Below are 26,137 nucleotides of genomic sequence, written 5' to 3'. Positions count from 1 at the left end.
TTATCTGACATTTACTAAAACCTTGATTCTACCCTCGGTTCCATCAAAATCCTGTAATGCTTTTCCCAGAATCTGACCGAAACCTAGTTTGGTGAGGTCTGCTTTCATGGCGTAACCCGTTTTTGAGGATGTTACGAGTAAATCACCTCTTTTGATTTTTCCGCCTTCATTACAAACTTTAGTTGGGATAACCCCAACAACGCCCATAGGTACTTGTTTGCCCAGATCATCGGCTATATCGTCTTCTCTGAGTAATACACCCGGCTTGGTTGCGTATACACCAGCCACTAAAGTAGAATAGGCCTGGCTTGATTTTTCAACCGTACGGTCATTATTTGCTGAAATCACCAGTACATCACCGGGTTCATAGGCAGATTTCTCTCCTTCTACTTCAAAGGCTTCAGCTAAATCGGCTCCACTACCCTGCATACCTCCATTAAAAAATCCAGTTCCCTGATAGTTGATACGCGCTACATTAAAATTATCACTTTGTCCTTTAAAAACGGCTATATCTCCTGTACCTGTTTTGGTTTGAGCCATTAGCGCAGCACCACTACTGGCATTTGAAAGCACATATAAAGCCGGATTTGTAGACTGGTCGTTGTTCACCTCAAAGTAACCTGCCATGCCTCGTCCAACCGTTTTTGCATAGAGGGTGGTATTATCATTGCTTAGGTTACTGGTATAAAATTCTCCTACTTTGCCAGTACCATTGGTAGTAACATAAATACCCGAACTATTATTAGTTGTATTAGCTATCTGAAAATGCCCCGCTTTACCTGTGCCTGTGGTCTGGCTTTCAAGAACGATTCCACTACCATTCGTTTTGGCCAGAATGGCCGTTGCCGTATTGCTACTGTTATCAATCAAAAAGTATCCGGCCCGACCCACGCCAACATTCCACGCCACAAGGGTACCGCCCGTACCACTACCGCTAGCAAATAAAGTTGGCGACTGGCTGGCGGGGTTTGTAGATTGGAAATTTCCGGCTCCACCAAAGCCATTATTAAGCGACCATAAAGTGGTAGCAGAACTTGATGAATTATCAATTTGAAAAGAGCCTGCAATGCCAAAACCCTGACTAAGACCTCTGATTGCCGTACCGGTTCCAACAGCCATCGATTCTATGGTATTTCCCGTACCACCACCGAAAGCAAAGACAGCCTGCGATGCGTTCCCACCACTTACAAAAAATTCTGATGCACGCCCGGTCCCCCCGGCCGAGGCTGACAACGCAGCACCCTGCCCATTAGAAAGCGCATAGAGTGCATTGCTTGTACTTGAAGAATTATTTATCCTGAAATAACCCGCTCTGCCGCTTCCGGTAGTGATCCCGTCAATGGCATTCCCTTTGCTATTAGTAGCGGCTGCCAGAGTAGTAGAATCACTATTGACATTATTTGTCTGAAAATATCCTACTCTTCCTTTACCTATGCTAGTAGCATAAAGTGTACGTGATGTATTACCTCCTGAGTTAATCTCAAACCTGCCTGCGCCACCAGTACCTGTAGTAACCCCATTGATGGCAAAGTTCTTGCCCATAGTTGTCACATTTAATGCATAAGGCGTGGCATTGGCATTATTCTGCTGAAAATACGCACTACCGCCTGTGCCATCTGTAACCGCATACAAAACAGTACTTGTATTAGAGGGATTTGAAATCTGAAAACCTGCCCCAATACCTGTGCCGGTGTTGATACCCTGAAAAACAGTACCTGAGCCTACTGTAGTGGCATAGACAGCCGTTGAAAAATTATTGGTATTATCTATAGAAAACCACCCTGCCGGGCCAATAGACTTACTAAAAACGCCTATCGCAGGAGCGGGATTGGATGGATGATTGATCTCAAAATAACCCGCATACCCATTATTGATATTGGTTTTGAAAGTGGCTGTATTGGGCAAAATAGTAGCCGCAGAAGATTGTGCTAAAGAGTAAAAGCCCGATAAAGTGCATAATAGAAGCAAAGTATAATTTCTCATAAAACAAACGTTGGATTGTGTTTACAAAAATTTACATTGAAGCACACAAAACCAAAACATTATACTAAAGCCTATCTGAAAATTTACTGGGCGGTTTCTAAATGAAAAAGCGGTTGATAGAGATTATCAACCGCTTCTGTTAATAACATAATCGCATATAAGAATGAATATTTAGTTCTTAACTAATCACTCATTCACTAAATCATTCAATCACTAAATAATTTCTAACTCGCTGCGGCGGCTCTTCTGCGGTAGATAAAGTTCACAAAAACGCTTAGCAGTACTAACAAGCCCATTTTTTCAATGTCATTTACATTGGCAGTGATCGTGCCTTCGTCAGTCCAGAAATGTCTGGTTTGTTCAAAGTCTACCACCTCTCTGTTGGTATCATCCAGGCTCCATTGGGTACTCCAGAAATTCTTCGCTTTCATCACAAATTTCTCTCCGTTTATCAACCTGATTTCTGCTTTATTTCTCCAGACTGAAAATATGACTTCACCGATTAATTGCTGGTTATCTTCTCTGAAAATATTATAATTACTGCTCCAGAAACTCTTCTTTTTAAACAAGTATTTCTTTTGTCTGAATACCCCAGCTACATCTGTTCTGAAAGATTCAAACTGTACATACCCCACCTCTGAATCTCTCTCTAAAATATCAATTTTATTGTTGAGTGCTTTTTTTAAATAGTTGAACGTGTTTCTCATCTCATTTTCATTTACTATTTACAAAGATAAGATTTCAATTACACTATTATTCAACATTTATAACGGTGGATTAACCACAGGATAACAGGCTGTTTTTGAGGATAAAGCCTAATCTTCCATCACCGGAATATCGGCTTCTTTTATCAGACTGATATCTGCTTTTTCGATGCCTTCTTTTACCAGGCGATTGGCCTGTTTTTCATAAGTTTTCTCAAAGATATTACGCGCCAGACGTCCGTTGCCGAAAGATGAATCACGGTCTTCATAGAGTTTTTTAAAGAGCTTGTAAACCTTCTTTTTCGCCCCTTCATCTACTTTCAATTGCACTTTACTGGCCTGTATGAGATATATTTCCAGAATCTCTTCCGGCGTATAATCTTTAAAGCCGATGTACTTATTAAACCTCGAATGTAAACCCGGATTGGAGTTGATAAACTCAGTCATTTTTTCTTCATAACCCGCCACAATCACCACAAAATCATCGCGGTGGTCTTCCATATATTTCACAATCGTATTTACTGCTTCCGGGCCATAGGTATCGTCTGTATTGAGGGCATAGGCTTCGTCAATGAACAGAATGCCTCCCGATGATTTTTCGCATACCTCCCGGGTTTTCAAGGAGGTTTGTCCGGTATAACCTGCCACTAATCCGCTTCGGTCAGTTTCGTAGAGATGCCCTTTGCTCAGAACACCCAGCGCTTTGAATATCTTGGCTAATAAACGGGCGATAGTCGTTTTACCAGTACCGGGATTGCCATGAAAAACCATATGCAACGAGCGCTCAGGCACTTTAATGCCCTGCTCTTTTCTTATCTTCTCAATCTTCAATACATTGACTAGGCTGCTTACCTCATCTTTTACATTCTGTAAGCCTATCAGTGCATTCAGTTCTGCCAATAATTCATCTAACGTTTGTTCAGGTACGGCAGGCACCTGCTCGGTTGGTTTGGCAGGTGTCGTTTTTTCTTGCTGATTAACTTTTACATCGGGGTTTATCATCTTGGTCAATCCATCCAGACCTTTCAATAATACATGAAATGGATTGCTACTATAGGCTGGTTGGTTTTGTTCTGATTGTTCTTCTTGTTCCTGCTCTGCATTTTTTGAGTAAATATCTCGTTCACGATAAATCTGAGGTTCTTTACCTGCCAACCTATCGTTTACCACTTTATAAAAAGCGGCAATATATTCTTCTATGGTATTATCAACTTTTACTTTTCGTTCGGCTGTACCAAAAACCACCGAATCGGGTGTTGGGCAGCGTACGGTTACGGTTTTATCATAAGGGAATTCTATTACTTCCACATCGCCATACTGGTCGCTATCAACTAACAAGATTCTTTTGGTAGTAGCCAGCAGCAATACATGGCGGTTGTTCCAGTATCCATGCACGGAGGCATCAATGTATTCTTCTTCCTGAATAATGCTTGGCAGGGCTTTCAGTTCATTCCGAAGCATTAATAGGGCAAATGGGTTTAAATCTATCTGTCTTTTGATTTGTCCGTAAGTTGGCATTTCTATTGGCGAATTTTTGAATAAATTAAGTCGATATTTTGCTAGAATGCAAACCGATAAATGATGAGGTGTTGGAATGGGGGGAATATCATTTATATTTGTCTGATGAGTGACTAATATTTAAAACCTATTGTGACGCGATGAACTATATTCCAACTATTCTCCTCTATAGTAGACTGGTGTTTACTTTCGTGATTATCCTGCTATCATTCGTTCATGTACCTTATAGCAATATCATTGTTCTTTCATTAATGCACCTGGGCGTTATTTCGGATATTTTTGATGGAATTATTGCCAGAAAACTGAATATATCCACTCAAGATTTCCGGGTACAGGATACACTTTTTGACCTTAGTTTTTATCTGTCAATCGTCTATTTCATTTATCAATTCAAGCCGGATGCAATAGCTGATAATATGATCTTGATTAGTGGGATATTAATCCTGGAAGCATCCATGTATCTGATTAGCCTGATTCGTTTTCAGAAATTACCTTCTCCACATGATATTGTTTCAAAATTCTGGGCGCTTTATCTGCTGGTAGAGTTTTCGTTACTATTACTGAAGCAATCGGGCATTCATTTTACAATTGCGCTGAGTATAGGGCTTTTAGTACACTTCAATAGAGTTCTTATTTACATTCTACTTAAGAAGTGGGATCATGATATACCTACGGCTTATCATGCTGTTTTATTGAGGAAAGGACTGCCTATTAAGCGATTTAAGTTATTTAATGGTTGAGAGATTACATAAAAAAGTGGATTTGCTCGTCTCAAAGCAGCAAATCCACTTTTTTATGTAAAATTCATCATGCCTTCGGATACACAAAACCCTTTCTATACTGTCTGCTCAGGTATTTATTAGCCGTAGGGTCAAGGAAAATCTCTTTTTCTCTATCCCATTCAAGGCTTTTGCCTGATTTCAGGGCTGCCATGCCCAATAAGCTCATATTGGTAGCTTTATGGCCTTTCAGAATATCGGCAAATGGCAATTGTTTTGATTTGATTGATTTTAATAAATCAGCAAAAACCAGATTGATATTCTGTAAATCAGGTAAATTGAGGACAGGCTCCTGATGAATGATTTCTTTCTTCTGGTCTCTCGGGAAGAATGTCCAGCCCTTTGTCCAACCCATGTGGAAAGTCCCTTCTGTTCCATGGAAATACACGCCTACTTCTTCGGTTTTAGAAGTGGGTCTGCCATTTAGTGTGCTATGCTCCCAGGTACAGGTAAAATCTTCAAATTCATATACCACTACCTGACTTTCGGGAGAGTTATTATTGTTGGTATTAAACTTAGAACTAGCAATCGAAAATACCTTTTTAGGCGCAATTTCGTCTGTCCACCATAAAATCTGGTCGAACCAGTGCGGGCCCCAGTCGCCTACCATACCATTGGCAAACTCTAAATGGTTACGCCAGTTTCTTGGGTGGATGGTTCGGTTATAAGGCACCAATGGGCCCGGGCCGCACCACATATCCCAATCCATTTCTGCCGGTGTAGGTTCATCGGCCACCATCTGGCCTTGTCCGAAATTATAGGTTACAAAGGCACGAACCTCTTTTATTTTACCCACTTTGCCAGATTTTAAAAACTCCTGCCCACTCACATTATGTGGCGAATAGCGGCGGTGGAAACCTGTAATACAGATTTTTTGCGTATCACGGGCAGTTTTTACGATGGCTTTGCCTTCATTGATGGTATGGCCGATAGGTTTTTCAAGATATACGTGTGCACCACTTTTCATGGCATCAATGGCAATAAGTGCATGCCAGTGGTCGGGCGTAGCATTGATTACGATTTCAGGCTTTTCTTTCTGGAGTAATTCCTGATAATTTTTATAAATCTTCGGTTGGTCGTTTGTGAGTTTGCCTATTTCTCCCAGACATTGTTTGATTTGTCTGTCGTCCACATCACATACAGCCACAATCTGGCATTCGCCTGATTTGATAGCCTCTCTCACAATGTTTGTACCCCACCAGCCAGCGCCAATCAGGGCAGTTTTGTATTTAGCTTGTGTGGCATAGGTGATAAACGGACGGGAAACTAAAGCCCCTGTAGCTAAGGCAGAAGTACGAATAAAATCTTTACGATTCATGATTTATTGGGGTTGAATAATTATTATACAGTGGAACAATTTTATACTATTTTTTGTATTTTTGTATAGGAATAAAGACGTCTCGAACGTAGGAGTGAGGGGCTTTTTAAGCAACATCAGCTCGTTATTTCTTTAAAAAAGCCGACATTAATCGGCTTTTTTTATTATTCTCATCGAATTTAAAGCTAAAAGTTTCTTTCCTGAACGGACCTCTTTAATAACAATATAAAGGTCTCCGATCTTTTTCTGAAATTGAAAAACTTCACGACCTACCCGATTTGTCCCATCATAAAAGCATAAATCCGGTGAAGCTAAAACTTTTGGAATTAATAGTATATTCTCCTCTTTTATCGCTATCTGCCCTCGACTTTCTTCTTTTAATTGATTGCCATGTGCTTTGAAAATATGCTTAAGTGAATAGGCATCAATAGCAAATTTATAATTATCGAACTCCTTGTCAATTTGGTCTTCAAGTAGTTGTTTAATTGTATCAGGGATTTCAAAAGTAACGATAAAATTCTCATTCTCTTCGTTTTTTGTTTTCTCTAATAGCAGTTTTAGCTCAGCAGTTATGTCTTTCTCTAACATTTCTTTAGATTTTCAGAAAATTAAGTTTTATCCATTTATCTTGCAAAACAATTTGTAAAAGATTAGCCATATGCCACCTAAACCTCTACTAAAAACCGAAATCCTTGCGGGTGTCTCTACTTTTCTGGCTACGATGTATATCATTGTGGTAAACCCTGCTATTCTGAGCCAATCGGGTATGTCGTTCAATGGCGTGCTGACTGCCACTGTGCTACTATCATTTTTTTGTAGCCTCATGATGGGTATCTATGCCAAGAACCCGATTGTAGTAGCGCCGGGCATGGGGATGAATGCTTTCTTTACTTTTACGGCTGTAAAAGGCATGGGTATTTCGTGGCAGGTAGCATTAGGGGCGGTTTTCTGGGCGGGTGTTTTGTTCTTGTTGCTCTCTATCTTCAATATCCGTTCGCAGATTGTAAAGGCTATTCCTAAACCCTTACGCTATGCAATTTCAGCAGGAATTGGGTTATTTATTACCCTGATTGGCTTTGCTAATGCCAAATTTATTGTAGGTAATCCGGCCACAATTATTGGTGTCACTAGCCTGCACGACCCTATTGTAATTACCTTTCTGGTGGGCTTGGCTATTACCATGATTTTATTAGTGAAACGTGTGCAGGGGGGTATCATCATCGGTATTTTATTGACTACTTTACTGGCTATTCCTATCGGAAGATATTGGGGAGATGCCTCCGCTGTCAATTTCGGACAAAAAACGCTGGTGACCTGGCAAGGTGTTTTTTCAGCGCCTGATTTTAGTTTGCTGTTTCAACTGGATATTATCAATTCACTAAAAATAAGTCTGATACCTGTCATTTTTGCCTTTGTTTTTACTGATTTATTCGATAGCCTTTCGACCTTTGTAGGTGTGGCCGAAGCAGCAAATTTGTATGATAAAGACGGAGAGCCCCGCAATATCAAAGAATCATTGTTGACTGATGCAGTGGCTACCACAATGGCAGGTTTATTAGGGACTAGCCCGGGTACGGCTTATATTGAATCAGCGGTAGGGATTAGTCAGGGAGGGAGAACGGGAATTACCGCTATCACAGGCGGAATATTGTTTTTGCCTTTTATGTTTCTGTCTCCACTATTGAGCATTATTCCTGCCATTGCTACGGCTCCGGCACTGATAGTAGTAGGAGTTTTGATGATTAAACCTATTACCAAAATCAACTGGGATAAACTGGATGATGCGGTTCCGGCTTTTCTGGCTATGGTGCTGATTCCTTTTACTTATTCTATCACTCAGGGAATCATCTGGGGTTTTCTGTCCTGGACTATCATCAAAATCGCTACCAATCAATCAAAAGAAGTCTCATGGATGCTTATCATAATTGATATTTTTGCACTCTGGGCTTTGTATTTAGGACATTAAAATCTTCATCATGAAACAGATATACACTCTTTGGATGAAATTACAATATATCATCCCTACGGGATACAGATATTCAGAAAATGTTATTCCTACTACAGATATATCGTCCCTGACAGGACTAAAAATATCCCTTAGGGATGTTATATCGGTAGACAAAAAGGCTAATCTCAATTCAAAGTCCCGTAGGGACGATATATTATTGCCTTTAAATCTATTTCACTCAATTCGTATATTTTTATTATGCATTCTATTCAGTAGCTTAACCCCAACATTTGCCCAACGCATTGCGATTTTAGGCGCTATGCCCGAAGAAATTCAGTTACTGGAATCACAAATGAGCCATATCAAAACCAAAAATGTCTTAGGTTTTCAGTTCAAAACTGGCAAACTGAATGGCAAGAAAATCGTATTGACCGAAACGGGCATTGGCAAAGTAAATGCGGCAGTGGTAACAACCCTGATTATTAAAGAATTCCACCCAAAATCTGTCATTTTCACAGGCATTGCCGGGGGTATCAGTGAAGAACTGAAACAAGGAGATATTGTGATTGGCAAGCAGTTAACGTATCATGATTATGGCAGATTAACCAATGAAGGTTTAAGTACCAATGCCACCCGAAACCCCATTACCAAACAGTTGAATCCGCTTTATTTTGCTTCTGATTCACTTTTGGTTTTGCAAGCCCTGAGTGCTGCTAGAGAGGTAAAGCTGCAAAAAATGTCGGCAGAAGCTTCTCAACCGAACATAAGTGCCGGAACTATTGTTACTGGAGATACCTTTGTTACTTCAAGCACGGCTGTAAGTAATTTTGAAAAAACCTTGCACGCCAATGCTACTGAAATGGAAGGAGCAGCAGTGGCACAGGTATGTTTCCAGCAACATATCCCATTTCTGATTATCAGAAGCATCAGCGATAAGGCCAACGAAAAAGCATCAGTTGATTTTCAGACATTCAAGAAAATTGCGTCTGATAATTCAGCTACTTTGGTGAAAGAAATACTCAAAAAACTATAGAAAAATAGATTAAATGACTTACGATTTTGACGAAGTAATTGACCGCACACAAACAGACAGTGTGAAATGGAAAAGATATGCAGGCAAAGATGTGATTCCGTTATGGGTGGCTGATATGGATTTTAAAGCTTCTCCTGCCATATTGCAAGCATTAGACAAAGTAACCAAAGAAGGAATAATCGGCTATTGGCAAACGCCTGACGAACTGGTAGAAGTAACACTGAAACGCCTGGAGGAAAAACACAACTGGAAAGTACCCAAAGAATGGTTGGTTTGGCTACCAGGCATGGTTCCGGGACTTACCCTTACTTGTATGTGCGTAGGCGAAGACGATGATGAAGTGATAACCACCGTACCAGTTTACGGGCCATTTATGAAAGCCCCTATTGCTGCCAAAAAGAAATTGGTGAAAATACCAATGAAGGAAGAAAATAATCGTTGGACTTTGGATTTTGAAGCAATTAAGGCGGCCATTACGCCTCGTACCAAGGTCTTTATGTTGTGTAATCCATATAATCCGGCAGGGACAGTTTTTACGAGGGAAGAACTACAAACACTGGTGGATATTTGTGTGGCAAATAATATTATCATTTGTTCAGATGAAATCCATTGCGATTTGATTCTGGACGAAACAAAGAAGCATATTTCGATTGCGACATTAAGCCCGGAAGCAGAAAAACATACAGTGACGCTGTTAGCCCCAAGCAAAACCTTTAATATTGCGGGTCTGGGCTGTTCGTTTGCTGTTATCCCTGATGATGAATTACGGGCAAAATATGCGAGTTTGCGTTATATTCTGGAACCAATGGTTTCAGCCTATGGGTATTATGCGGCTTTGGCAGCGTATAAAGATAGTGAAGAATGGCATCAGCAATTGCTGGCCTATCTGCGCAAAAACCATGATTATATTCTGAAAGAAATGAATGCATTCAAAGGTTTTAAGATGTTGCCTTTAGAAGCTACTTATCTGGCCTGGATAGATGTGCGTGAGGCAGGCATTGAAAATCTGGCAGAAAAACTGGAAGAAGCCGGCGTAGGGATTTCGGAAGGAGAAATGTTCTTTGATGGCAAAGGGTTTATCCGCTTGAATTTTGGTACGCAAATGAGTAATCTGGTGGAGGCTGTTAGTCGGATGAAGACGGTTTTGGAATTGAAGTAGGAAACTTTAAAGCTCAATAAGATGGATGCTTATGAACTTAGTGAAAAATTTATGCTCGGTATGCGCTTGGCAACTAAACGGCTTATTGAGCAAAGAGCTAGGGAAGATAAAAGTCTCATTATGGCTGATAAAGAGGGTAATATTCAGGAAGTACCGGCAAAACAGTTATTGAACAACTATGCAACTCAGCATAATTGGTTGAACGAGGAAAACGTTATTGATGTATAAATCAGTTTAGTTTCAAAACACAACTCCACATGCACGAAATTGAACCCTTTTATAACTGGCAAAGGTATTATCTGGCAGAAGACGACGAAAGGTCGCCTTTCTATGGCAATACTTATGGTGAAGCCTATGAAGATACAATTTATGGCTATTATATAGACCCAAACTGGGATTTTATTGGCTCTGAAACGCTCTATTGTAAGCTACTGATGGTTGATTATGACCTCCGCTATGCCGTAATCGAGATTTTTGGTGAATGGAATGATACCTTACACAATGACGTGATGTTCCTGAAAAGAACTGTGATTGACCACTTGACCAAAGAGGGCATTAATCAATACATACTGATAGGAGAAAACCTTTTCCAGTTTCACGGCGGCGAAGAAGATTATTATGAAGAATGGTATGAGGATATTGAGGATGGCTGGATAGCGGCTGTCAATTTTCCGAATTTTCTTCTGGAAGAATTCAGACGGTATCACCTTGATTCTTATATCAATTTTGGTGGCACCCTACAAATGATAGACAACTGGCGAACCATGAAACCGCATTTGTTTTATGATGTAGTGAAAGGTTTGATTATGAGGCGGCTGGGGTAGACGGAAATTATCTAAAACCTGCTACTTTTAGGATCTATTCTTGTATCAGTAATTGAAAGAATATAGATTTTCTCATCATCAACTTCATAAAAACAAACCACATTTTTATGTATAACACATCTTCTCACCCTTGGATTATTAAAGGAAACAGGATACATAAAAGGCATTCTTTCTATAAGCAGTAACTTTTCAGAAAGTCTGACAAGAAAATCAAGTTTTACCTTATTGGAATAATTATTTTGAAGAAAACGTGAAACATTTTCGATGTCTTCTGTTGCAATATCTGTAATTACAACTTCCCTCATTCTGACATTAATCTATCGATTACCGATTTAGCAGGAGAATATCTTCCTGCATCTACATCAGCAAGACCTTGTTCAATACGTTTTTTGACAGAAGGAGATAAGGATTCCCAAAAATCTTCTGAAGAAGAAACTTTTTGAAACGAAATATTCATGTATTGAAGTAATCCTTCCAATACTTTCTCCTGCTCTTGATTTACATCTAATACTAATGTAGACATTGCTAAAAAATTTAATAAACAAATTTAATATTCTATAAGCAAAACAAAAATGTTCAAGCAATAATTTCATATTAATTAGTCCATATAAACCATAAAAGATTCTTGTATCCTTAGATACAAGAATCTTTTATTCTCTCCCTCTACTTCATCAACTTCCTATCTTTCAACCAATCTTCCATACGTGCTGCCCAGGTTTCTACCGGGCCTCTGCCTTTTTTCTTTAGTCCATAGCCATGGCCACCTTTTTCATAGATGTGCATTTCTACCGGTACTTTGTTTTTCTTACAGGCCAGAAAATAGGCAATGCTGTTTTCAGGTTGCACGCCATCATCTGTCGTACTCACCAGAAATGTAGGCGGGGTATCTTTGGTTACCTGCTTATCGTTTGAATACCACTCTATCTTCTCAACCGAAGGATTTTTGCCAATCAGATTATCTCTTGAACCAAAATGTGTAAATCTATCATTAAAGGTAATAACCGGATAAATCAACAAAGAGAAATCTGGTCTTACGCTAACTGATGGGTCTGTTATCTCGCCCACTTGTGTAGTAAAATGAGTAGAGGCTGTTGAGGCCAGGTGTCCACCTGCCGAGAAACCCATAATCCCTACTTTCTCAGGTGAAATGCCATATTTGGCTGCATTCTTACGCACCAGTCTGATGGCTTGTTGCGCATCTTGTAGAGGTCTGATTTCGTCGTTATCAAACAAATCTTCCTGTGGTAAACGGTATTTTAATACAAAGGCCGTCATGCCTCTTTCATTAAACCATTTGGCAATATCATACCCTTCGTGGTCGATAGCCAGAATACCATAACCACCACCCGGACAGATGATCACGGTGGCATCAGTCGTTTTTTTCTTGGCCGGGTATACAATCAAAGCCGGTTGGGTCACATCTTTTACACGGGTAATGCCATCTGAGGTTTTAGAATCTTCCGGTACTTGCTTTCCTGTCGATCCCGGTGCAGTACCTGTATAAAGCAGAATCGTTTCGTTTTGGGCATACAAATCTGACATAAGCGTCATGGCGAATAGCATTAAAAACAATTTTTTCATTCAGTAATTTTTTGAGAGGTTGAATATTAGAGTAGGCTTACACATACTCGTGGATGGTTATTTTACAAAGTTGAAAAAAAATATTGTTTCTGACACTTTTCTACTAATATTGTGTAGTTATTTCTTTTCCTTATGCCCTCTCCGATAGAAAATTACCTCCGTTTTATTGAGCAAACTTATCCACTCTCACCCGAGTGTCTTGAAGCGCTCATTCCTTTTCTATCGCAAAAAACTTTCAGCAAAAAGGAATTTCTTGTTCATCAGGGAAATGTCTCCGACGAATTGTTTTTTATTATCTCAGGCTGCGTGCGCGAATATTTTGAAGATGCCCATGCCAATGAAATCAATACCTGGTTTGGTTTCGAAAATGCCATAGCAGTTTCTACCTATAGCTTCTTTTCTCAGAAACCAAGCTTAACCAATATTCAGGCATTAGAAGATACCGAAACCATTGTTATCAGGCATGAGGATATTCAAAAACTCTTCAATCAGTTTCATGAATTAGAGCGTTTGGGGCGCCTGTTTGCCGAGCAATATCTGGTACAGATTGAAGAAATAAAGATTATCCTGCAAACGCTCACAGCCAAACAGCGTTATGAATATCTCCTCCAGAACAAACCCGAGTTCGTCAAACGCATTCCGCTGAAATATCTGGCTTCTTTCCTGGGTATCAAACTCGAAACTTTAAGCCGGGTAAGAGGGCAGAAATAAGATCAAATTTTATTCTCCGTATTGTTTCTTCAATTGTTTCATCAAAATCTGAATGCCCTCTGCCGTAGTACTTGAGGCCGCATTGGTAAAAACCATATAAGCCCTGTCTGCTTCTTTGATTATATGCACCTGAGTAATAAATGCTCCGGCATTACCTTCATTATAAGCGATAGTATGTCCGGTTGCCTGGTCAACTTCATTAAACCAGCCAAAGGCAAAAACAGGGGCACCATATAATAATTGATGAAATACTTGTTGCGGCAATACATCAGTCTGCCCTTTTAAGCCTTTCAATTGCAATTGAGCAAATTTCAGATAATCATTCATACTGACATTGATATTGCCGGCAGATAATAGCCAGTTCAATTTATAATTGTCGGATGGTGGCAAGGGTTGCAGACTGGCATCATGCCCCCATGTTTGTAGAGGATCCGTCAGATTCGGATAATCGAAACCAAAATCAATTGATAATACGTTTCCCAGGTCTTGTACCAAAGTTTTAAAAGATTTTCCACTGGCTTTTTCCAGCATCAAGCCTGCCACAATATAATCGGTGTTTGAGGGTGTCAAGCCATTCTCCTGTATGGGCATCGGCTTCTGGCTCAGGAAATATTTCGCCAATAAAAATCGCTGTTGCTGGTTATCTCCGGTAATATGTTCTTTGGTCGGTTGCTCAAAAGTATAAGTATAAGAAGGCAAAAGACCTCTGAAAGTAATGAGGTCTTGCAAGGTCACATTCGCATAGACTTTTTTACTGTTTTTCTTCAATTCAGGGAAAAGTGTCAGAAACTTTGTATCCCAACTGATTTTCTTTTGCTGTACCAATAGTGCTGCTATAAAAGCTGTAATAGCTTTGGTATTTGATCCGATATGAAATCTATCTGTTGGTTTTGCAGGAAAATTCGAATTGGCTCTCTGAACGCCTAAAGTATGAGACTCAAAAATACTATCTGAAGATACCACCGCATAAGCCAGCTCGGGAATCTGATAGGCTTTTCGGATACTATCGGCAAAAACCCTGATTGATTGTGCCTGAAGTTTTGCAATACTCAATATAATAATAATACTCAGGGCAAGGCTTCTGCTCAGATAATTGTTCATTTGCTAACGTGATAGATATGGAAAGGGTGCAAATATACGATTTCAAAATAGTATTGGAATCGAAAGTAACAGCGAATGGAAACGGTCCGCCGTCGCCGTCTAAGATAACAAAGCGGCCGCCGCGGGAAATGTCATCTTTCAAGTGCAGACTAATCAGTGTTCAAGAAATAAGCGTTCTCTAAAAGTTTGGCTAAAGCCAATATAGATGATTTTTTCTTTTTACCCCCATTTAAAAATGGGGGCTATTGAATCAATTGCCGCCAGCTTTAGCTGCGGACGCCGCGCTGGTGGTTACTAAATTGTTAAAATTCCATTTGGCTTTAGCCAAAATTTTTATAGAACGCTTATTTCTTGAATCCTAATAAGGAAATCTTGTAACAGTCTGATTTTACGAAAAACCTCTTTAAACACTTTGAAAACACAATCTTAAGTCGGAAATTTAGGAAACGTCTAGTTCCATCCACATAACAAAATATATCATGATGCAAGAAAAGGGGAGGCCCAGTCAAAAAGAGTTGCAAGCAGTGTACTGTCAAAGTACCAGCCACCCAAGGAGTATCAGAAAAGGTAGACGCTACGGTGACTACCTTTTTGAGCAAGGATAAGAAATTTAAACAATTTCATTGAATAATTTGACATTTATCAAACACATATCTCAATAAAATATAACAGTTTTGAGATCTGTTCAATCAATCCTGTAACACTCATGAAAAAAATTACTTTTTTGCTTAGCTTCCTCTTTATTAATACCATTGTTTTTGCACAGAAAGACGTGCAAAAACGCATTCAGACTCAGTTTATTATGGCTGAAAATGGCTCTACCATTCAGTTAGATGAAGGTTCTTTTACTTTCTCAGCCAGTCTTTCGATGGAGGGGAAAAAGAATATTACTATCAAAGGGAAAGGCAAAGACAAAACGATTCTATCGTTTAAAGGCCAAACCGAAGGTGCCGAAGGAATCAGGGTTTCTAATGCAGAGAACATCATCATTGAAGATATGACCGTGCAGGATAGCAAAGGTGATGCCGTGAAAACCATGAATGTGAAAGGAATTACTTTCAGAAATGTAAAAACTGAATGGACAGGCGAGCCTAAAAAAGAAAACGGTTCGTATGGTCTATATCCGGTGCAATGCGAAAAAGTTTTAATTGAGGGTTGTGAGGCCATTGGGGCTTCTGATGCTGGTATCTATGTAGGTCAGTCAAAAGATATTATCGTTCGTAAATCTCGTGCTTACCACAACGTAGCAGGTATTGAAATTGAAAACTCATTGAACGCCGATGTTTATGAAAACGAAGCCACTGAAAATACGGGTGGTATTCTGGTTTTCGATTTACCAGATTTGATTCTGAAAAAAGGAGGCTATACCCGTGTATATAAAAACAATATTCACCATAATAACCTGCCAAACTTTGCCCCTAAAGGGAATATCGTTGGCAAAGTGCCGGATGGCACCGGAATTTTGATTCTGGCAGCTAACCATGTAGAAATCTTCGATAATCAGATTGTGAATAACAAATCGGCAAGCACTGGTATTATCTCTTATTTCACTACCGAAAATCCTATTAAAGACCCGACCTATTATCCATATCCTGAGGCTATTAACATTCACGACAATGTCTATGAGCGTGAACACGTGAAAGCTACCGGAAAGGGTCGTTTCGGGCAGATGTATAAATTTAAACTGAGATTCGGCAAGAATGTGCCGCATATCCAATGGGATGGAATTGTGGATGCCAAGAATCCTACCAAAGTTTTATGCATCAAAAACAATAAAAATGTAAGTTTTGCCAATTTAGATGTAGCGAATAATTTCAAGAATGTTTCCCGCGATGCTTCAACACACGATTGTAGTCTGGAAAGTCTGAAAATGGCAAAAATTGATTAAATACGTATAACAAAATGGTACAGGGGTGCCTGGTAGTAGAAGCCTGGGCTCTGCTGTTTTTTATTTTCAATGCAAAGATTCTTATTATTATTGATAGCCTTGGGCATTTTTGGTCTGTCTTCCTTCAATCAAGAAGATTCATCAAAGGAAATACGGGCAACTATGCCTAAGGAGAAACTTTCGGAATATGCCTTTTTTGAAGGTAGTATAGCCGAACAAAAACCGATGAAGGGGGTTATGCCTTTTTCGCTCAACACGCCTTTATTCAGCGATTATGCAGAAAAGCTACGTTTTGTGAAACTACCTGAAGGAGCTAAGGCCTCTTATAACGACAAGGAAGTCTTGAATTTTCCGGTAGGCACTACGCTGATTAAAACATTCTATTACCCCATAGATTTCAGAAATACTGACAAAGGCCGCAGAATCATGGAAACCCGTTTGCTGACCCATGAAGCCGAAGGCTGGAAAGCTCTGGTCTATGTCTGGAATGAAGAACAAACTGAGGCATATCTGGAGGTAGCTGGCGATACCAAAGAAGTAAGTTATATTGACCTGAATGGCAAGAAGAAAAAACATGAATACAGTATTCCGAATCTGAATCAATGCAAAGGTTGCCATAACCGTAATGAGCAAATGTCGCCTATTGGTCCATCTGCCCGACAACTCAATGGCACTTACCATGCCTGGGGATTACCTGAGGGTACCGAAAATCAATTATTAGCGTGGCAAAAAACAGGTATTCTGCAAGATTTGCCAGCCATTGAACAAGTGCCTAAAGCTCCTATCTGGAATAAGCCCGAAACAGGAAGCATAGACGAACGAGCGCGTATCTGGCTGGATATTAATTGTGCGCATTGCCATCGTCTGGGCGGCCCTGCGCAGACCTCTGGTTTAAATCTGAGCATTCATGAAACAGACCCTCTGGCGATGGGTATTCTTAAAACTCCGGTGGCCGCAGGTCGCGGTTCGGGCAATCGTAAATTTGATATTGTACCGGGCAAACCAGAAGAGTCTATTCTGGTCTACCGCGTTGAATCAACCGACCCGGGCGAAATGATGCCCGAAGTAGGCCGCAAAACAACTCATAAAGAAGGGATTGACTTGATGAAAGAATGGATAAAACAGATGAAAAAGCCTTGATTTGAGTATACTTTTAAAATCATAGAGACGCCATGATGTCGTCTCTACAAAAAAGCACCCCTTCAGGGGCTGGGGGCCATTTCCCTCTCCCTACCCCATTATTCCATCGCCTTATCATAATCTTATTAAATAGCTTTCATAACTCTTGTAGATTTGTTCATCAAAATCAATAAGAGTTATGAAGGCTATTGCTCATTATCGTTTGTCAGAATATGCTCTTGTATAAGAGGTTTCAGCAGACGGCAAAGTAAAATCCTAAATGGCAGCATGCTCTTTTTTTTTATCAATAAATTCACTCTTATGAAATCACTCAGATTGATTGTTCAGGTATCATTTCTTTTTGCCTTTGCCTCATTTAGCGCATGGGCACAAAACTCCGGCCTGGCAGTTGGCGCAGATGCCCCTGCTTTCGACCCCTATCATGTATCAGGCAGAGACAAAGGAACCAAAACCTGCCCGATGTGTAAGTATGGTGCAAAAACCGATGGATTGATGGTCTGGATAAATGATGATTTGAAGAACTATGAAAGAATGCTGAGTTTTCTGGAAGCACAGTATCTGACAAGAAACGCCAATAACTGGAAAACCTTTATTGTTTTCATGAACCCAAAACACGAGAATGAATCTTTGCTGAAACAAAAACTGAGTGAGTACACTAAAAAACTGGATTTAAAAAACGTAGCCTTTACTTTTATCTCTTCTCCTACTGATGCCGAAACAGCCGGAGTTTATGAAATTAACCCTAAGGTAAAGAGCACCATCTTTGCTTATAAAAGGCGGGTTATCACAAAAAAAATCGTCAATTTTGATACTGACAATGAGAATTTCAGTTCACTATTGAATTTCTGATATTACAAATTAAATAGACAAAACTATGAAAAATCAACGGTTGCCCATTTTGCTTAGCGCATTCAATTTACTGTTACTCTTGTTTATTGCAGCTAAGCCAGCAGAGGAAAACTTCGATAAAATCAAGGTAAAAGAATTTGAACTGGTTGACAAGAATGGCGTTAAACGAATGTCATTCAAGACAGAAGATGATGGTACGGTCATGTTCAGAATGATGGATAAAACAGGCACGATCAGAGTAAAATTAGGTGCCGAAGAAAATGGCGCCGGATTGGTTTTGCTTAACGAAAAAACTGAGGTGGGACTACATATCTTAGCCAAGAAAGAAAAAACGGCACTCGTATTGGTAGATAAGGATGGTAAAAAAAGAGAATTGTAAGATGAAAAACCTCATTAAACTCCTTCTCCTTAATGGAATCTTTTTTGCCTCCTTTGCACAGGATTCCAGACCTTTTGTCACTTACGTAGGCACAAGCCCTTGTGGAAATATACTGAAACCATTTTTAGGAGTTGCCAATGAGCCTGACTGTGAATTTACTAAATGGACAATGACACTCTATCCGCAAAAAGCGAATGCTCCTGCGGCAGTAAAATTAGTCTATAGATATGGGGTAGGTAAACCTAATACCAGTGGTTTTATGGATGAGAAAAGGGCAGAATTTGAAGGACATTGGACAATCGAGAAAGGCATGAAAGCCAAACCTGATGCGATTGTCTATCAGGTTACGTTGCATACAATTGACAAGAATCTGCTTTTTGTTAAATTAAGCGATAATTCCATTCATTTGCTGGATAGTCAGCGGAGTCTGATGGTTGGGAATTCGGGTCATAGTTATACTTTTAACAAAGCCAAACCCTGATAGATTATGAAAAATATTATGCTGATATTTATAGGAGTTTTGGTTGGAACAGGAACCTATGCCCAAAAAAGTGGCGCAGAAAACGAGCCTTATTCGACTACATCTTCCAAACCTTTTCCATCAGGTAAAGGTGTCTATGGTGTATTTGAAGGCAGATGCGCTTGTCAGGAATTAGCTCAGGTGCTAAAGAAAGAGGTGTCGCCCGAATGCTTCAAAACCAAGTGGGGGCTTGAACTCTACCAGAATCCAGATACACAAGTACCGAGCACTTATGTATTAGCGGGTTCATTTTTCAGGCAGGCCATTCGGAAAGGCACATGGAGCATAAGCAAAGGCACTAAAACAGACCCCGATAATTTGGTAATTGCCCTGGAAGCTGATAATCAGCAAACTATTTATTTACAGAAAGGAGACGATAATGTCTTGTTTTTCCTGGATCAGAACAAAGAAATACTCACAGGTAACGACCTTTTTAACTATACACTCAACAGAGTTCAGAAGAAACCCGTAGAATGAAAATCAAACAACTGAAATACTACCTGATTCCTGCTTTCTGGATTATAGTTACGCTGCTTATGATTGGGCAAGACCTATTGTTCAGTGCATTAAAAGGCAATCCTGTAGTATGGTCAGATACGTTGATTTTCAAAATCAAGTGGTTGCTGTATATCCCTATTACATTTGTGGTATTCTGGCTGGGTGAAAAACTGCCCTTGCAGTCGCCTCAATTAGTCAGGAATCTGTTGTTCAATCTGTTTATTTCATTAGCTATCAGTTTTCTGGCAGTTATCGTTTATTCTCTGCTTGTAACCTGGTTCTGGAATCTGTTTATCGGGCAAACACAATTCCGGGCTATTTTCAAACGGAATCTGGCAGTTTCCTTATTTAATGAGTTTGTCAATTATTGGATCATTCTGGCGGCTCATAAAGCTTATACCATCTTCCGTCAGTTTCAACAGGCACAGGTTGACAAAGCGCATCTTGAGAAACAATTATCTGATGCCAAGCTGGGCTTTTTGAAAATGCAGTTGCAGCCGCATTTCCTGTTCAATACGCATCACAACATCATAGGCTTAATGCAAAAAGGAGACACTGAAAAAGCCACCCGGATGCTGATGAAACTAAGTGATTTATTGCGTCTGAGCCTGAAAGAGAACAGTGATGATTTGGTTCCGCTTAAAAACGAAGTGCATCTCTTGCAGCTATATCTGGATATTCTGAAAGTACGGTTCGAAGAGCGATTGGATTATGAGATAGCTATTAATCATGAATTGCAAACAGCCTTTGTGCCACCTATGCTTCTGCAACCTCTGGTAGAAAATGCCGTAAAATATGGGATTGAACCATTTGCCAAGCAAGGGAGAATAGAGATTTCGGCACAAAATGGACAGGATAAACTTAAGCTGCTAGTAAAAGATAATGGTATTGAGACCTTTCAGTATTTCAATTTTGGCATTGGATTGATGAACACGCAGGAACGATTAAAGAACCTTTTTGGCGAGGAAGCAACACTCGATATTACAAGCAACAAGCCTGATAATGGCATTACAGTTATGATCACTTTACCTCTTCTGAAATGACTTATAAAGTTCTGATAGCAGATGATGAATCAATAGCCCGTGAGATTCTGCAAAAGCAATTGCAGGACTACCCACAGGTGGAGATAGTAGACGTATGTAAAAATGGGAAAGAAGCCTTAACTGCCATCGAAAAACATCAACCGGATTTGCTGTTTCTGGATATTCAGATGCCAGAATTGAATGGGATAGAACTAGCTAAAAGCCTAACTACTGAAAAGCCACCGTTGATTATTTTCGTCACGGCTTTTGATAATTATGCTCTGCAAGCCTTCGAAGCCAATGCGATTGATTACCTGCTGAAACCCTTTGATAAAGAACGTTTTGATAAAACTTTTCAGAAGGCATTAAAGCAATTGCATTTAACCAATAAAGAGGATTTGAGCAATGTCTTTGATAAATACAGCCAGTTTTTTCAGCAGTTTTCGCAACCAAGCTACCCCGAAATTGTCACGGTAAAAGATGGTGGGCGTATCCAATTATTGAAAACTGCCGACTTAATATACATAGAAGCCGAAGGAAATTATATAAGCCTGCAAACCGAGAAATCGAAGCATTTGCTGTATGAGACATTATCAAGTTTTGAGCAGAAACTCAATCCTAAGACCTTTGTACGTATTCATCGATCTACGATTGTCAATATCAATTTCATCAAGGAAATCCAGTCTCACTTTAATGGCGATTATTCGGTAATACTTAAAAACACTAAGGTATTGCGTATGAGTAGGAATTATAAGGAGAATTTGATTAATTGATTTGGAAATTGAGTGATTTAGTGAATGAGCGATTGAGTGATTTTAATGATTTAACTCAACGACGAGTGTTAATTCAAAACTCATTATCAATTACAAAACATAGACTAATCACTCATTCACTCAATCGCTCATTCACTAAATTATTTTAATCACTCACTAAATCATTTATAACATGAAAAAGCTAGTTTTACTGCTGTTTTTGCCATTGGCATTGTCAGCCCAGAAAAAGGTTGGCGGCCCTTGCGAATGCTGTGAAGCAATTTATCAACGTATGCCTGCGAACCTATCATGGGAAACCCGGATTTCAGATAAAAACGAAGAAGGTGAACTTATGGAGATTACAGGTATTATCTATCAGAAAAATGGTAAGACACCTGCGCCAAATGTAATTCTTTATGTTTACCATACCGATGCAAAAGGTAAATATTCGAGAGGAACAGGGGAAGACTGTGCCAAACGCCATGGCAAGCTACGCGGCTGGATGGAAACTGATAAGATGGGCAGATACAAGTTTCTCAGTATCAGACCTGCCTCTTACCCGGATGCTACTATTCCGGCGCATATTCATCCGGTCATCAAAGAACCTGGTAAAACTGAGTATTATATTGATGAATATCGCTTCGAAGGTGATCAATTCTTAACCAAAGAAGAAATTGCCAAAGACGAAAACCGCGGCGGTAGTGGTATTATCAAACTTATTAAAAATGATAAAGGCGTTTGGGTTGGAAAAAGAGATATTATTCTTGGAAGAAATATTCCGGATTATTATTAAAGTCGGAAAAAGGAACATGGGAAAGGGAAAGCAGTGTAAACAGAAAAATGTAAACTGTTAAATGCGGCAACCTTTATCATTCTTCTGCTTTAACCGCTTTTCTATCACTATGTCCTAAAGATTTTTCCGGTGCAACCAGGTCTCTTACGAGTTGTTTAAGTTCTTTGATTTCAGGAAAATGTCCTTCACGCTTACGGTCAAAGATTACTTCTTCATTTAATATAACTTGAAACCTCCCTGCTATTTCACTCGGGCGTAGACTTACTTCTCCTAACTCTTCTTCAAAAGTTGTCAGGAGTTCCTGTGCCATCCATGCTGAGCGCATCAGCCAATGGCATTTAGGGCAATACTCTAAGGTTATTTTTGGTTTCATATCAACTACTGTTTCATTTTTAAATTACCGTGTCACCCCTATATTCGTCCGAAGAATAGGGTGGCACGGTTAGGCATTCCAAGTACTTATTTTTTTAACTTTAACGACTTATAATCTGCTCCCCAATTAACCGTGCCACGCTCTTTCTCAGACGAGTATAAGCGTGACACGGAACCAAAGATTATTTTTTCAATGTCGATAAATATTCTACTAAATCCACAAATTCCTGTTTTTGCAATGGAAATTTAGGCATTAATGATTCTGTTTGCGTTTCCATTGAAGCAATTTCCGAACGTTTGTATGTAGTTGGGGTGGCACTGCCCAAAGTTTTTACCGTTACCTCATTTTCAGTTTTGGTAAGAATCATACAGTCTATATCAGTACCATTTTTCAGTTTTACCTTAAAGCCTTCAAAGCCGAAACTAATCCCCTGGCTTGGGTTCATAATAGCTGAATACAAAGCCTCTTTTGATAATTTGCTTCCGATTTCTGTTAGGGCCGGACCAAAGTTGGTACCCTCACCTTTGCCTATATGGCAGGTAATACAATACGTTTTAAATACCTCGTGCCCTTTATTGGCGTCACCTGTCAGCTTCACTAAATCACTGATATTACCAATTGACTTATCCACATCAGCTCCAAACATTTTCATGGCTTCAGTACGGATATCTCCATGCCAGGTGCCTAATAAAAGCTTTTTAGCAATCGGCATCACATCTTCAGGTACTTTTTTGGCTTTTACCAAATCCCATAGAATCTCTTCGCTATTCCAGCCATTCATGGCTTGCATTGCTCTTTCGCGTATTGGTTGGCTCAGATTTTTGTTGCTAAATAAGGCTATGAGATAATCAGTAACAGGCTTATCGTCAACACTTCCATACATATTAATGGCTTTCAATGCCACATTTTCATCCTTACTCTTAGCCAACTTCTGGAACTCACCTATACCATTGATTCTCACCTGCATTCTGGCAGCTTCTCCACCATATACACTATCAGTCATTGCCATGTTCACCAAACGTGCTGATTGGTCTTTCAGTTGATAACGTTTAACCAAATCAAGGTAATCAGCCGGGTTTTGAATACCCTCTAATACTTTTGGTAATAAACTGGCATATAATGGATCTTTTTTGGCACTTTCAATATCCAGGTGTTTAAATACCAATGTTTTAATATCGGCAGGGGCGTTGCCTCCATCTAGCATACTGAATAATACCTTGGTTTTATCTGGACTTGTCTGGAAATCAAAGGCTCTGAAATAACGCAATTTATCAGCACCTGTTGCTGTCTTAGCCAATTCAGCCAGACGATAGATATTATCAGTTGAGCGACTTCTCCATACAATATCTTTCGAGCTGGCATCTACTTTCCATTTATCTGCAACGCGTGCTATATATTTAGCAAAAAAGGCATCCCATTGATTATCGGCAGCAATCCCAAGTGCCTCTAAATACCAACGGTCTTTGCCATCGTATTGAGTAGCTAAGGTCGTCCAGATATCAGCGGCTTCAGGGTTAGTATTATGACGCAACGCCAAAGCCACCTCTCTACGAATTTGTGGAGATGGATCTTCTGCCAATTTTTTCAGCATCGCAATATCTGCCATTTTCAACTCACGGGCTAGACGAATACCTGTTATTCTGATGTCTTCATCTTTATCAGCCAAAGCGGCATCAATATATTTCTTTTCTTCACCTTTGATATTGCCTAGCAACCACAAAGCTCTTGCACGCATTCTTGAATTGTCCGATTCCCACAAATCCACTAAAGACCCTTCCGCTTTTTTCTGTAAGCTATTGAGTTTTGTCCAGGCTAAATAACGGACAGCAATATTTGGATTCTGTAAAGCTTTTACACAGCCTTCCGGTGTTTCAAAGTCAAAAGTCGGTACTGAATAGTTTTCGCCTTTAGGGGCAATCCGGTAGATACGCCCACGTAGGCTATCGCCCATTGCATGACCACCTACACCTGGGTCGTACCAATCAGCTACGAAAATAGAACCATCAGGTGCTTGTGTTACATCTGACGGGCGAAACCATTGGTCACGTTTTGAGCCATCGAGAATATTGTTGATAGTTGCCTTAAAACCTGCACCATCTTTTTCTACAGCATACGAGCGTACAATGTTTGGTCCCGCATCGCAGTGAATCACCTGATTACGATATTTTCCTGGCAATAAATCACCTTCGTATACGATCATACCAGTTGGTGAACCTGCTCCTGTTTGCAATAAATTTGGCACTACACCCGGGTCATTCAAATGCCAGTGACGTAACGGTATTTCGCTTTCCCAGTTGGTACGGCGTTCCTGCCAGCTGGCACCCGTCATTTCGTCTTTATAACCATAGTTACCATAATCCATCACATAGTTGATACGAACGCCTTTGTTGCCATCATCATCATTATCTGACTGCCACATTCTGCCATAAGAATCAACCGCTACTTCGTAGTTATTTCTGAAATTATGAGCCAGAATCTCAACATTTGAGCCATCCGGATTACATCTATATACTTTCCCCTGCTTGTAAGTTGAGAATGGTCTACCTAAATCATCTTTTAACTCAACCCCATTTTTATCGTGTAGAGTCTCTACCTCATTTCCTCCATTGAAATATAACTTACCATCAGGCCCGAAACTAAAGGCGTGAATCGCGTGGTCGTGTTGATTTCCGGTAAGGTGGGTAAAAATCAATTCTTTTTTATCCGACTTACCGTCACCGTTTTCATCGGTAAACATAAATACATTCGGGCTACAAGAAACAACCACTTTATTGCCTAATACCGAGATACCCAATGCAGAGTTAATTTCTTCACCTTGATAGAATACGGTAGTTTTATCAGCTTTGCCGTCTTTATCGGTGTCTTCCAAAATCAGAATCCTGTCTCCTTTCTTATTATAAGGGTTCTGTGGATTCAGTTTATTGCGATAGTTGTACCCCTCACAAATCCATACTCTACCCTTGGCATCAATATCCATATTGGTAGGGTTCATCATCATGGGTTCAGAGGCAAAAAGTGTTACCTCCAGATCAGGGTCTTCTAATTGTACCCCATCAACGGCGTGTTCGGGCTTACGCTTGTCGTCGTCTGATAGTTTCGCATATTCTTCGTCAGGAAGTGTTTTGGGCGCTTGCTTACAGGCTCCGGCGAGCAACAAAACGGAGAGAGAAAAAATGATAGATTTTTTCATGAAAAATAGGTTGTATTTATAGGCTTTGAATAGATACGCTAAAAGTATAGAATAAGTGTTGATTTGACAAATAA

Annotated in this window: 27 protein-coding genes; 16 read left to right on the top strand and 11 right to left on the bottom strand. The window is 39.8% G+C overall.

All coding sequences use genetic code 11. The annotated features are described in order from the left end of the window. The 3 genes from ACYVFA_RS17285 to ACYVFA_RS17275 all read right to left on the bottom strand — a co-directional run bounded on the left by ACYVFA_RS17285 (nt 1) and on the right by ACYVFA_RS17275 (nt 4,205). Nucleotides 1–1,983: a hypothetical protein gene (locus ACYVFA_RS17285; protein ID WP_460473106.1), complete on the bottom strand. Its 1,983-nt coding sequence runs from the start codon at nt 1,981–1,983 to the stop codon at nt 1–3. Nucleotides 1,984–2,207: 224 nt separating this feature from the next. After that, entirely contained in the window at nt 2,208–2,690 is a 483-nt protein-coding gene (locus tag ACYVFA_RS17280) for a hypothetical protein (RefSeq protein WP_460473105.1), read from the bottom strand. 108 nt (nt 2,691–2,798) lie between these two features. Then, nucleotides 2,799–4,205, bottom strand: a complete 1,407-nt coding sequence (locus tag ACYVFA_RS17275; protein ID WP_460473104.1) for an AAA family ATPase — start codon at nt 4,203–4,205, stop codon at nt 2,799–2,801. A 140-nt stretch (nt 4,206–4,345) separates the two neighbouring features. Between ACYVFA_RS17275 and ACYVFA_RS17270 the strand changes: the two genes are divergently transcribed. After that, nucleotides 4,346–4,945: a CDP-alcohol phosphatidyltransferase family protein gene (locus ACYVFA_RS17270; RefSeq protein WP_460473103.1), complete on the top strand. Its 600-nt coding sequence runs from the start codon at nt 4,346–4,348 to the stop codon at nt 4,943–4,945. Nucleotides 4,946–5,012: 67 nt separating this feature from the next. Here ACYVFA_RS17270 and ACYVFA_RS17265 read toward each other — a convergent pair whose 3' ends face one another. Together ACYVFA_RS17265 and ACYVFA_RS17260 are read right to left on the bottom strand one after the other, a co-directional pair. Further along, complete coding sequence (locus ACYVFA_RS17265; RefSeq protein WP_460473102.1) at nt 5,013–6,302, bottom strand: Gfo/Idh/MocA family protein; 1,290 nt, start codon at nt 6,300–6,302, stop codon at nt 5,013–5,015. Nucleotides 6,303–6,449: 147 nt separating this feature from the next. Beyond that, nucleotides 6,450–6,890 carry a PBECR3 domain-containing polyvalent protein gene (locus ACYVFA_RS17260; protein ID WP_460473101.1) on the bottom strand — a complete coding sequence of 147 codons (441 nt, stop codon included), beginning with the start codon at nt 6,888–6,890 and terminating at the stop codon, nt 6,450–6,452. Between the two features lie 70 nt (nt 6,891–6,960). Here ACYVFA_RS17260 and ACYVFA_RS17255 point away from each other — a divergent pair, with 70 nt between their 5' ends. From ACYVFA_RS17255 to ACYVFA_RS17235, 5 genes are read left to right on the top strand one after another with little or no spacing between them, the layout of a single operon-like run. Further along, the gene (locus ACYVFA_RS17255; RefSeq protein ID WP_460473100.1) at nt 6,961–8,268 is read left to right on the top strand and encodes an NCS2 family permease; all 1,308 of its coding nucleotides are present in this window, start codon (nt 6,961–6,963) and stop codon (nt 8,266–8,268) included. A 10-nt stretch (nt 8,269–8,278) separates the two neighbouring features. After that, nucleotides 8,279–9,283 (top strand): 5'-methylthioadenosine/adenosylhomocysteine nucleosidase, encoded by a 1,005-nt coding sequence (locus ACYVFA_RS17250; RefSeq protein WP_460473099.1) that lies wholly within the window; start codon nt 8,279–8,281, stop codon nt 9,281–9,283. A 13-nt stretch (nt 9,284–9,296) separates the two neighbouring features. Then, on the top strand, nt 9,297–10,442 hold the full coding sequence (locus ACYVFA_RS17245; RefSeq protein ID WP_460473098.1) for a MalY/PatB family protein: 1,146 nt from the start codon (nt 9,297–9,299) through the stop codon (nt 10,440–10,442). Nucleotides 10,443–10,463: 21 nt separating this feature from the next. Beyond that, nucleotides 10,464–10,670, top strand: coding sequence for a hypothetical protein (locus tag ACYVFA_RS17240; protein WP_460473097.1), 207 nt, complete (start codon nt 10,464–10,466; stop codon nt 10,668–10,670). Between the two features lie 29 nt (nt 10,671–10,699). Beyond that, nucleotides 10,700–11,266 carry a hypothetical protein gene (locus ACYVFA_RS17235; protein ID WP_460473096.1) on the top strand — a complete coding sequence of 189 codons (567 nt, stop codon included), beginning with the start codon at nt 10,700–10,702 and terminating at the stop codon, nt 11,264–11,266. A gap of 11 nt (nt 11,267–11,277) precedes the next feature. Here ACYVFA_RS17235 and ACYVFA_RS17230 read toward each other — a convergent pair whose 3' ends face one another. The 3 genes from ACYVFA_RS17230 to ACYVFA_RS17220 form a co-directional block, all read right to left on the bottom strand. Beyond that, the gene (locus ACYVFA_RS17230; protein WP_460473095.1) at nt 11,278–11,571 is read right to left on the bottom strand and encodes a type II toxin-antitoxin system RelE/ParE family toxin; all 294 of its coding nucleotides are present in this window, start codon (nt 11,569–11,571) and stop codon (nt 11,278–11,280) included. Next, the gene (locus ACYVFA_RS17225; RefSeq protein ID WP_460473094.1) at nt 11,568–11,789 is read right to left on the bottom strand and encodes a hypothetical protein; all 222 of its coding nucleotides are present in this window, start codon (nt 11,787–11,789) and stop codon (nt 11,568–11,570) included. The genes ACYVFA_RS17230 and ACYVFA_RS17225 overlap by 4 nt, the downstream gene beginning before the upstream one ends. Nucleotides 11,790–11,929: 140 nt before the next feature. Further along, nucleotides 11,930–12,847: an alpha/beta hydrolase gene (locus ACYVFA_RS17220; RefSeq protein ID WP_460473093.1), complete on the bottom strand. Its 918-nt coding sequence runs from the start codon at nt 12,845–12,847 to the stop codon at nt 11,930–11,932. Between the two features lie 132 nt (nt 12,848–12,979). Between ACYVFA_RS17220 and ACYVFA_RS17215 the strand changes: the two genes are divergently transcribed. After that, nucleotides 12,980–13,558 (top strand): Crp/Fnr family transcriptional regulator, encoded by a 579-nt coding sequence (locus ACYVFA_RS17215; RefSeq protein WP_460473092.1) that lies wholly within the window; start codon nt 12,980–12,982, stop codon nt 13,556–13,558. A 9-nt stretch (nt 13,559–13,567) separates the two neighbouring features. Here ACYVFA_RS17215 and ACYVFA_RS17210 read toward each other — a convergent pair whose 3' ends face one another. Next, nucleotides 13,568–14,659, bottom strand: a complete 1,092-nt coding sequence (locus tag ACYVFA_RS17210) for a serine hydrolase domain-containing protein (RefSeq protein ID WP_460473091.1) — start codon at nt 14,657–14,659, stop codon at nt 13,568–13,570. 706 nt (nt 14,660–15,365) lie between these two features. On the opposite strand from ACYVFA_RS17210, the gene ACYVFA_RS17205 reads away from it, so the two are divergent. The 9 genes from ACYVFA_RS17205 (at nt 15,366) to ACYVFA_RS17165 (ending at nt 22,500) form a co-directional block, all read left to right on the top strand. Continuing rightward, complete coding sequence (locus ACYVFA_RS17205) at nt 15,366–16,547, top strand: parallel beta-helix domain-containing protein (RefSeq protein WP_460473090.1); 1,182 nt, start codon at nt 15,366–15,368, stop codon at nt 16,545–16,547. 69 nt (nt 16,548–16,616) lie between these two features. After that, nucleotides 16,617–17,687 carry an SO2930 family diheme c-type cytochrome gene (locus tag ACYVFA_RS17200; protein ID WP_460473089.1) on the top strand — a complete coding sequence of 357 codons (1,071 nt, stop codon included), beginning with the start codon at nt 16,617–16,619 and terminating at the stop codon, nt 17,685–17,687. A 300-nt stretch (nt 17,688–17,987) separates the two neighbouring features. Beyond that, a complete protein-coding gene (locus ACYVFA_RS17195) occupies nt 17,988–18,536 on the top strand; it encodes a hypothetical protein (RefSeq protein ID WP_460473088.1) in 549 nt (182 codons plus the stop codon). Nucleotides 18,537–18,561: 25 nt separating this feature from the next. After that, entirely contained in the window at nt 18,562–18,915 is a 354-nt protein-coding gene (locus tag ACYVFA_RS17190; protein ID WP_460473087.1) for a hypothetical protein, read from the top strand. 1 nt (nt 18,916) lies between these two features. Beyond that, nucleotides 18,917–19,396 carry a hypothetical protein gene (locus ACYVFA_RS17185; RefSeq protein ID WP_460473086.1) on the top strand — a complete coding sequence of 160 codons (480 nt, stop codon included), beginning with the start codon at nt 18,917–18,919 and terminating at the stop codon, nt 19,394–19,396. A gap of 6 nt (nt 19,397–19,402) precedes the next feature. After that, entirely contained in the window at nt 19,403–19,912 is a 510-nt protein-coding gene (locus tag ACYVFA_RS17180) for a hypothetical protein (RefSeq protein ID WP_460473085.1), read from the top strand. After that, on the top strand, nt 19,909–20,976 hold the full coding sequence (locus ACYVFA_RS17175) for a sensor histidine kinase (RefSeq protein ID WP_460473084.1): 1,068 nt from the start codon (nt 19,909–19,911) through the stop codon (nt 20,974–20,976). The genes ACYVFA_RS17180 and ACYVFA_RS17175 overlap by 4 nt, the downstream gene beginning before the upstream one ends. Further along, nucleotides 20,973–21,728 carry a LytR/AlgR family response regulator transcription factor gene (locus ACYVFA_RS17170; RefSeq protein WP_460473083.1) on the top strand — a complete coding sequence of 252 codons (756 nt, stop codon included), beginning with the start codon at nt 20,973–20,975 and terminating at the stop codon, nt 21,726–21,728. The genes ACYVFA_RS17175 and ACYVFA_RS17170 overlap by 4 nt, the downstream gene beginning before the upstream one ends. 172 nt (nt 21,729–21,900) lie before the next feature. Further along, nucleotides 21,901–22,500: a dioxygenase family protein gene (locus ACYVFA_RS17165; RefSeq protein WP_460473082.1), complete on the top strand. Its 600-nt coding sequence runs from the start codon at nt 21,901–21,903 to the stop codon at nt 22,498–22,500. A 76-nt stretch (nt 22,501–22,576) separates the two neighbouring features. Here the strand turns inward: ACYVFA_RS17165 and ACYVFA_RS17160 are convergent, their stop codons facing one another. After that, nucleotides 22,577–22,873 (bottom strand): Rdx family protein, encoded by a 297-nt coding sequence (locus tag ACYVFA_RS17160; protein ID WP_460473081.1) that lies wholly within the window; start codon nt 22,871–22,873, stop codon nt 22,577–22,579. Nucleotides 22,874–23,054: 181 nt separating this feature from the next. Further along, nucleotides 23,055–26,063, bottom strand: coding sequence for a PVC-type heme-binding CxxCH protein (locus ACYVFA_RS17155; protein WP_460473080.1), 3,009 nt, complete (start codon nt 26,061–26,063; stop codon nt 23,055–23,057). Between the last annotated feature and the right edge of the window lie 74 nt (nt 26,064–26,137).

The organism is Emticicia fontis (assembly GCF_054779675.1).
The sequence above is the reverse complement of the archived record's forward strand: the minus strand, read 5'-3'. Positions and strand labels throughout refer to the sequence as shown.

Bases quoted from the DNA above. Each gene is read 5' to 3' on its own strand.
- ACYVFA_RS17285 (WP_460473106.1), bottom strand. From the start codon at position 1,983: ATGAGAAATTATACTTTGCTTCTATTATGCACTTTATCGGGCTTTTAC.
- ACYVFA_RS17280 (WP_460473105.1), bottom strand. From the start codon at position 2,690: ATGAGAAACACGTTCAACTATTTAAAAAAAGCACTCAACAATAAAATT.
- ACYVFA_RS17275 (WP_460473104.1), bottom strand. From the start codon at position 4,205: ATGCCAACTTACGGACAAATCAAAAGACAGATAGATTTAAACCCATTT.
- ACYVFA_RS17270 (WP_460473103.1), top strand. From the start codon at position 4,346: ATGAACTATATTCCAACTATTCTCCTCTATAGTAGACTGGTGTTTACT.
- ACYVFA_RS17265 (WP_460473102.1), bottom strand. From the start codon at position 6,302: ATGAATCGTAAAGATTTTATTCGTACTTCTGCCTTAGCTACAGGGGCT.
- ACYVFA_RS17260 (WP_460473101.1), bottom strand. From the start codon at position 6,890: ATGTTAGAGAAAGACATAACTGCTGAGCTAAAACTGCTATTAGAGAAA.
- ACYVFA_RS17255 (WP_460473100.1), top strand. From the start codon at position 6,961: ATGCCACCTAAACCTCTACTAAAAACCGAAATCCTTGCGGGTGTCTCT.
- ACYVFA_RS17250 (WP_460473099.1), top strand. From the start codon at position 8,279: ATGAAACAGATATACACTCTTTGGATGAAATTACAATATATCATCCCT.
- ACYVFA_RS17245 (WP_460473098.1), top strand. From the start codon at position 9,297: ATGACTTACGATTTTGACGAAGTAATTGACCGCACACAAACAGACAGT.
- ACYVFA_RS17240 (WP_460473097.1), top strand. From the start codon at position 10,464: ATGGATGCTTATGAACTTAGTGAAAAATTTATGCTCGGTATGCGCTTG.
- ACYVFA_RS17235 (WP_460473096.1), top strand. From the start codon at position 10,700: ATGCACGAAATTGAACCCTTTTATAACTGGCAAAGGTATTATCTGGCA.
- ACYVFA_RS17230 (WP_460473095.1), bottom strand. From the start codon at position 11,571: ATGAGGGAAGTTGTAATTACAGATATTGCAACAGAAGACATCGAAAAT.
- ACYVFA_RS17225 (WP_460473094.1), bottom strand. From the start codon at position 11,789: ATGTCTACATTAGTATTAGATGTAAATCAAGAGCAGGAGAAAGTATTG.
- ACYVFA_RS17220 (WP_460473093.1), bottom strand. From the start codon at position 12,847: ATGAAAAAATTGTTTTTAATGCTATTCGCCATGACGCTTATGTCAGAT.
- ACYVFA_RS17215 (WP_460473092.1), top strand. From the start codon at position 12,980: ATGCCCTCTCCGATAGAAAATTACCTCCGTTTTATTGAGCAAACTTAT.
- ACYVFA_RS17210 (WP_460473091.1), bottom strand. From the start codon at position 14,659: ATGAACAATTATCTGAGCAGAAGCCTTGCCCTGAGTATTATTATTATA.
- ACYVFA_RS17205 (WP_460473090.1), top strand. From the start codon at position 15,366: ATGAAAAAAATTACTTTTTTGCTTAGCTTCCTCTTTATTAATACCATT.
- ACYVFA_RS17200 (WP_460473089.1), top strand. From the start codon at position 16,617: ATGCAAAGATTCTTATTATTATTGATAGCCTTGGGCATTTTTGGTCTG.
- ACYVFA_RS17195 (WP_460473088.1), top strand. From the start codon at position 17,988: ATGAAATCACTCAGATTGATTGTTCAGGTATCATTTCTTTTTGCCTTT.
- ACYVFA_RS17190 (WP_460473087.1), top strand. From the start codon at position 18,562: ATGAAAAATCAACGGTTGCCCATTTTGCTTAGCGCATTCAATTTACTG.
- ACYVFA_RS17185 (WP_460473086.1), top strand. From the start codon at position 18,917: ATGAAAAACCTCATTAAACTCCTTCTCCTTAATGGAATCTTTTTTGCC.
- ACYVFA_RS17180 (WP_460473085.1), top strand. From the start codon at position 19,403: ATGAAAAATATTATGCTGATATTTATAGGAGTTTTGGTTGGAACAGGA.
- ACYVFA_RS17175 (WP_460473084.1), top strand. From the start codon at position 19,909: ATGAAAATCAAACAACTGAAATACTACCTGATTCCTGCTTTCTGGATT.
- ACYVFA_RS17170 (WP_460473083.1), top strand. From the start codon at position 20,973: ATGACTTATAAAGTTCTGATAGCAGATGATGAATCAATAGCCCGTGAG.
- ACYVFA_RS17165 (WP_460473082.1), top strand. From the start codon at position 21,901: ATGAAAAAGCTAGTTTTACTGCTGTTTTTGCCATTGGCATTGTCAGCC.
- ACYVFA_RS17160 (WP_460473081.1), bottom strand. From the start codon at position 22,873: ATGAAACCAAAAATAACCTTAGAGTATTGCCCTAAATGCCATTGGCTG.
- ACYVFA_RS17155 (WP_460473080.1), bottom strand. From the start codon at position 26,063: ATGAAAAAATCTATCATTTTTTCTCTCTCCGTTTTGTTGCTCGCCGGA.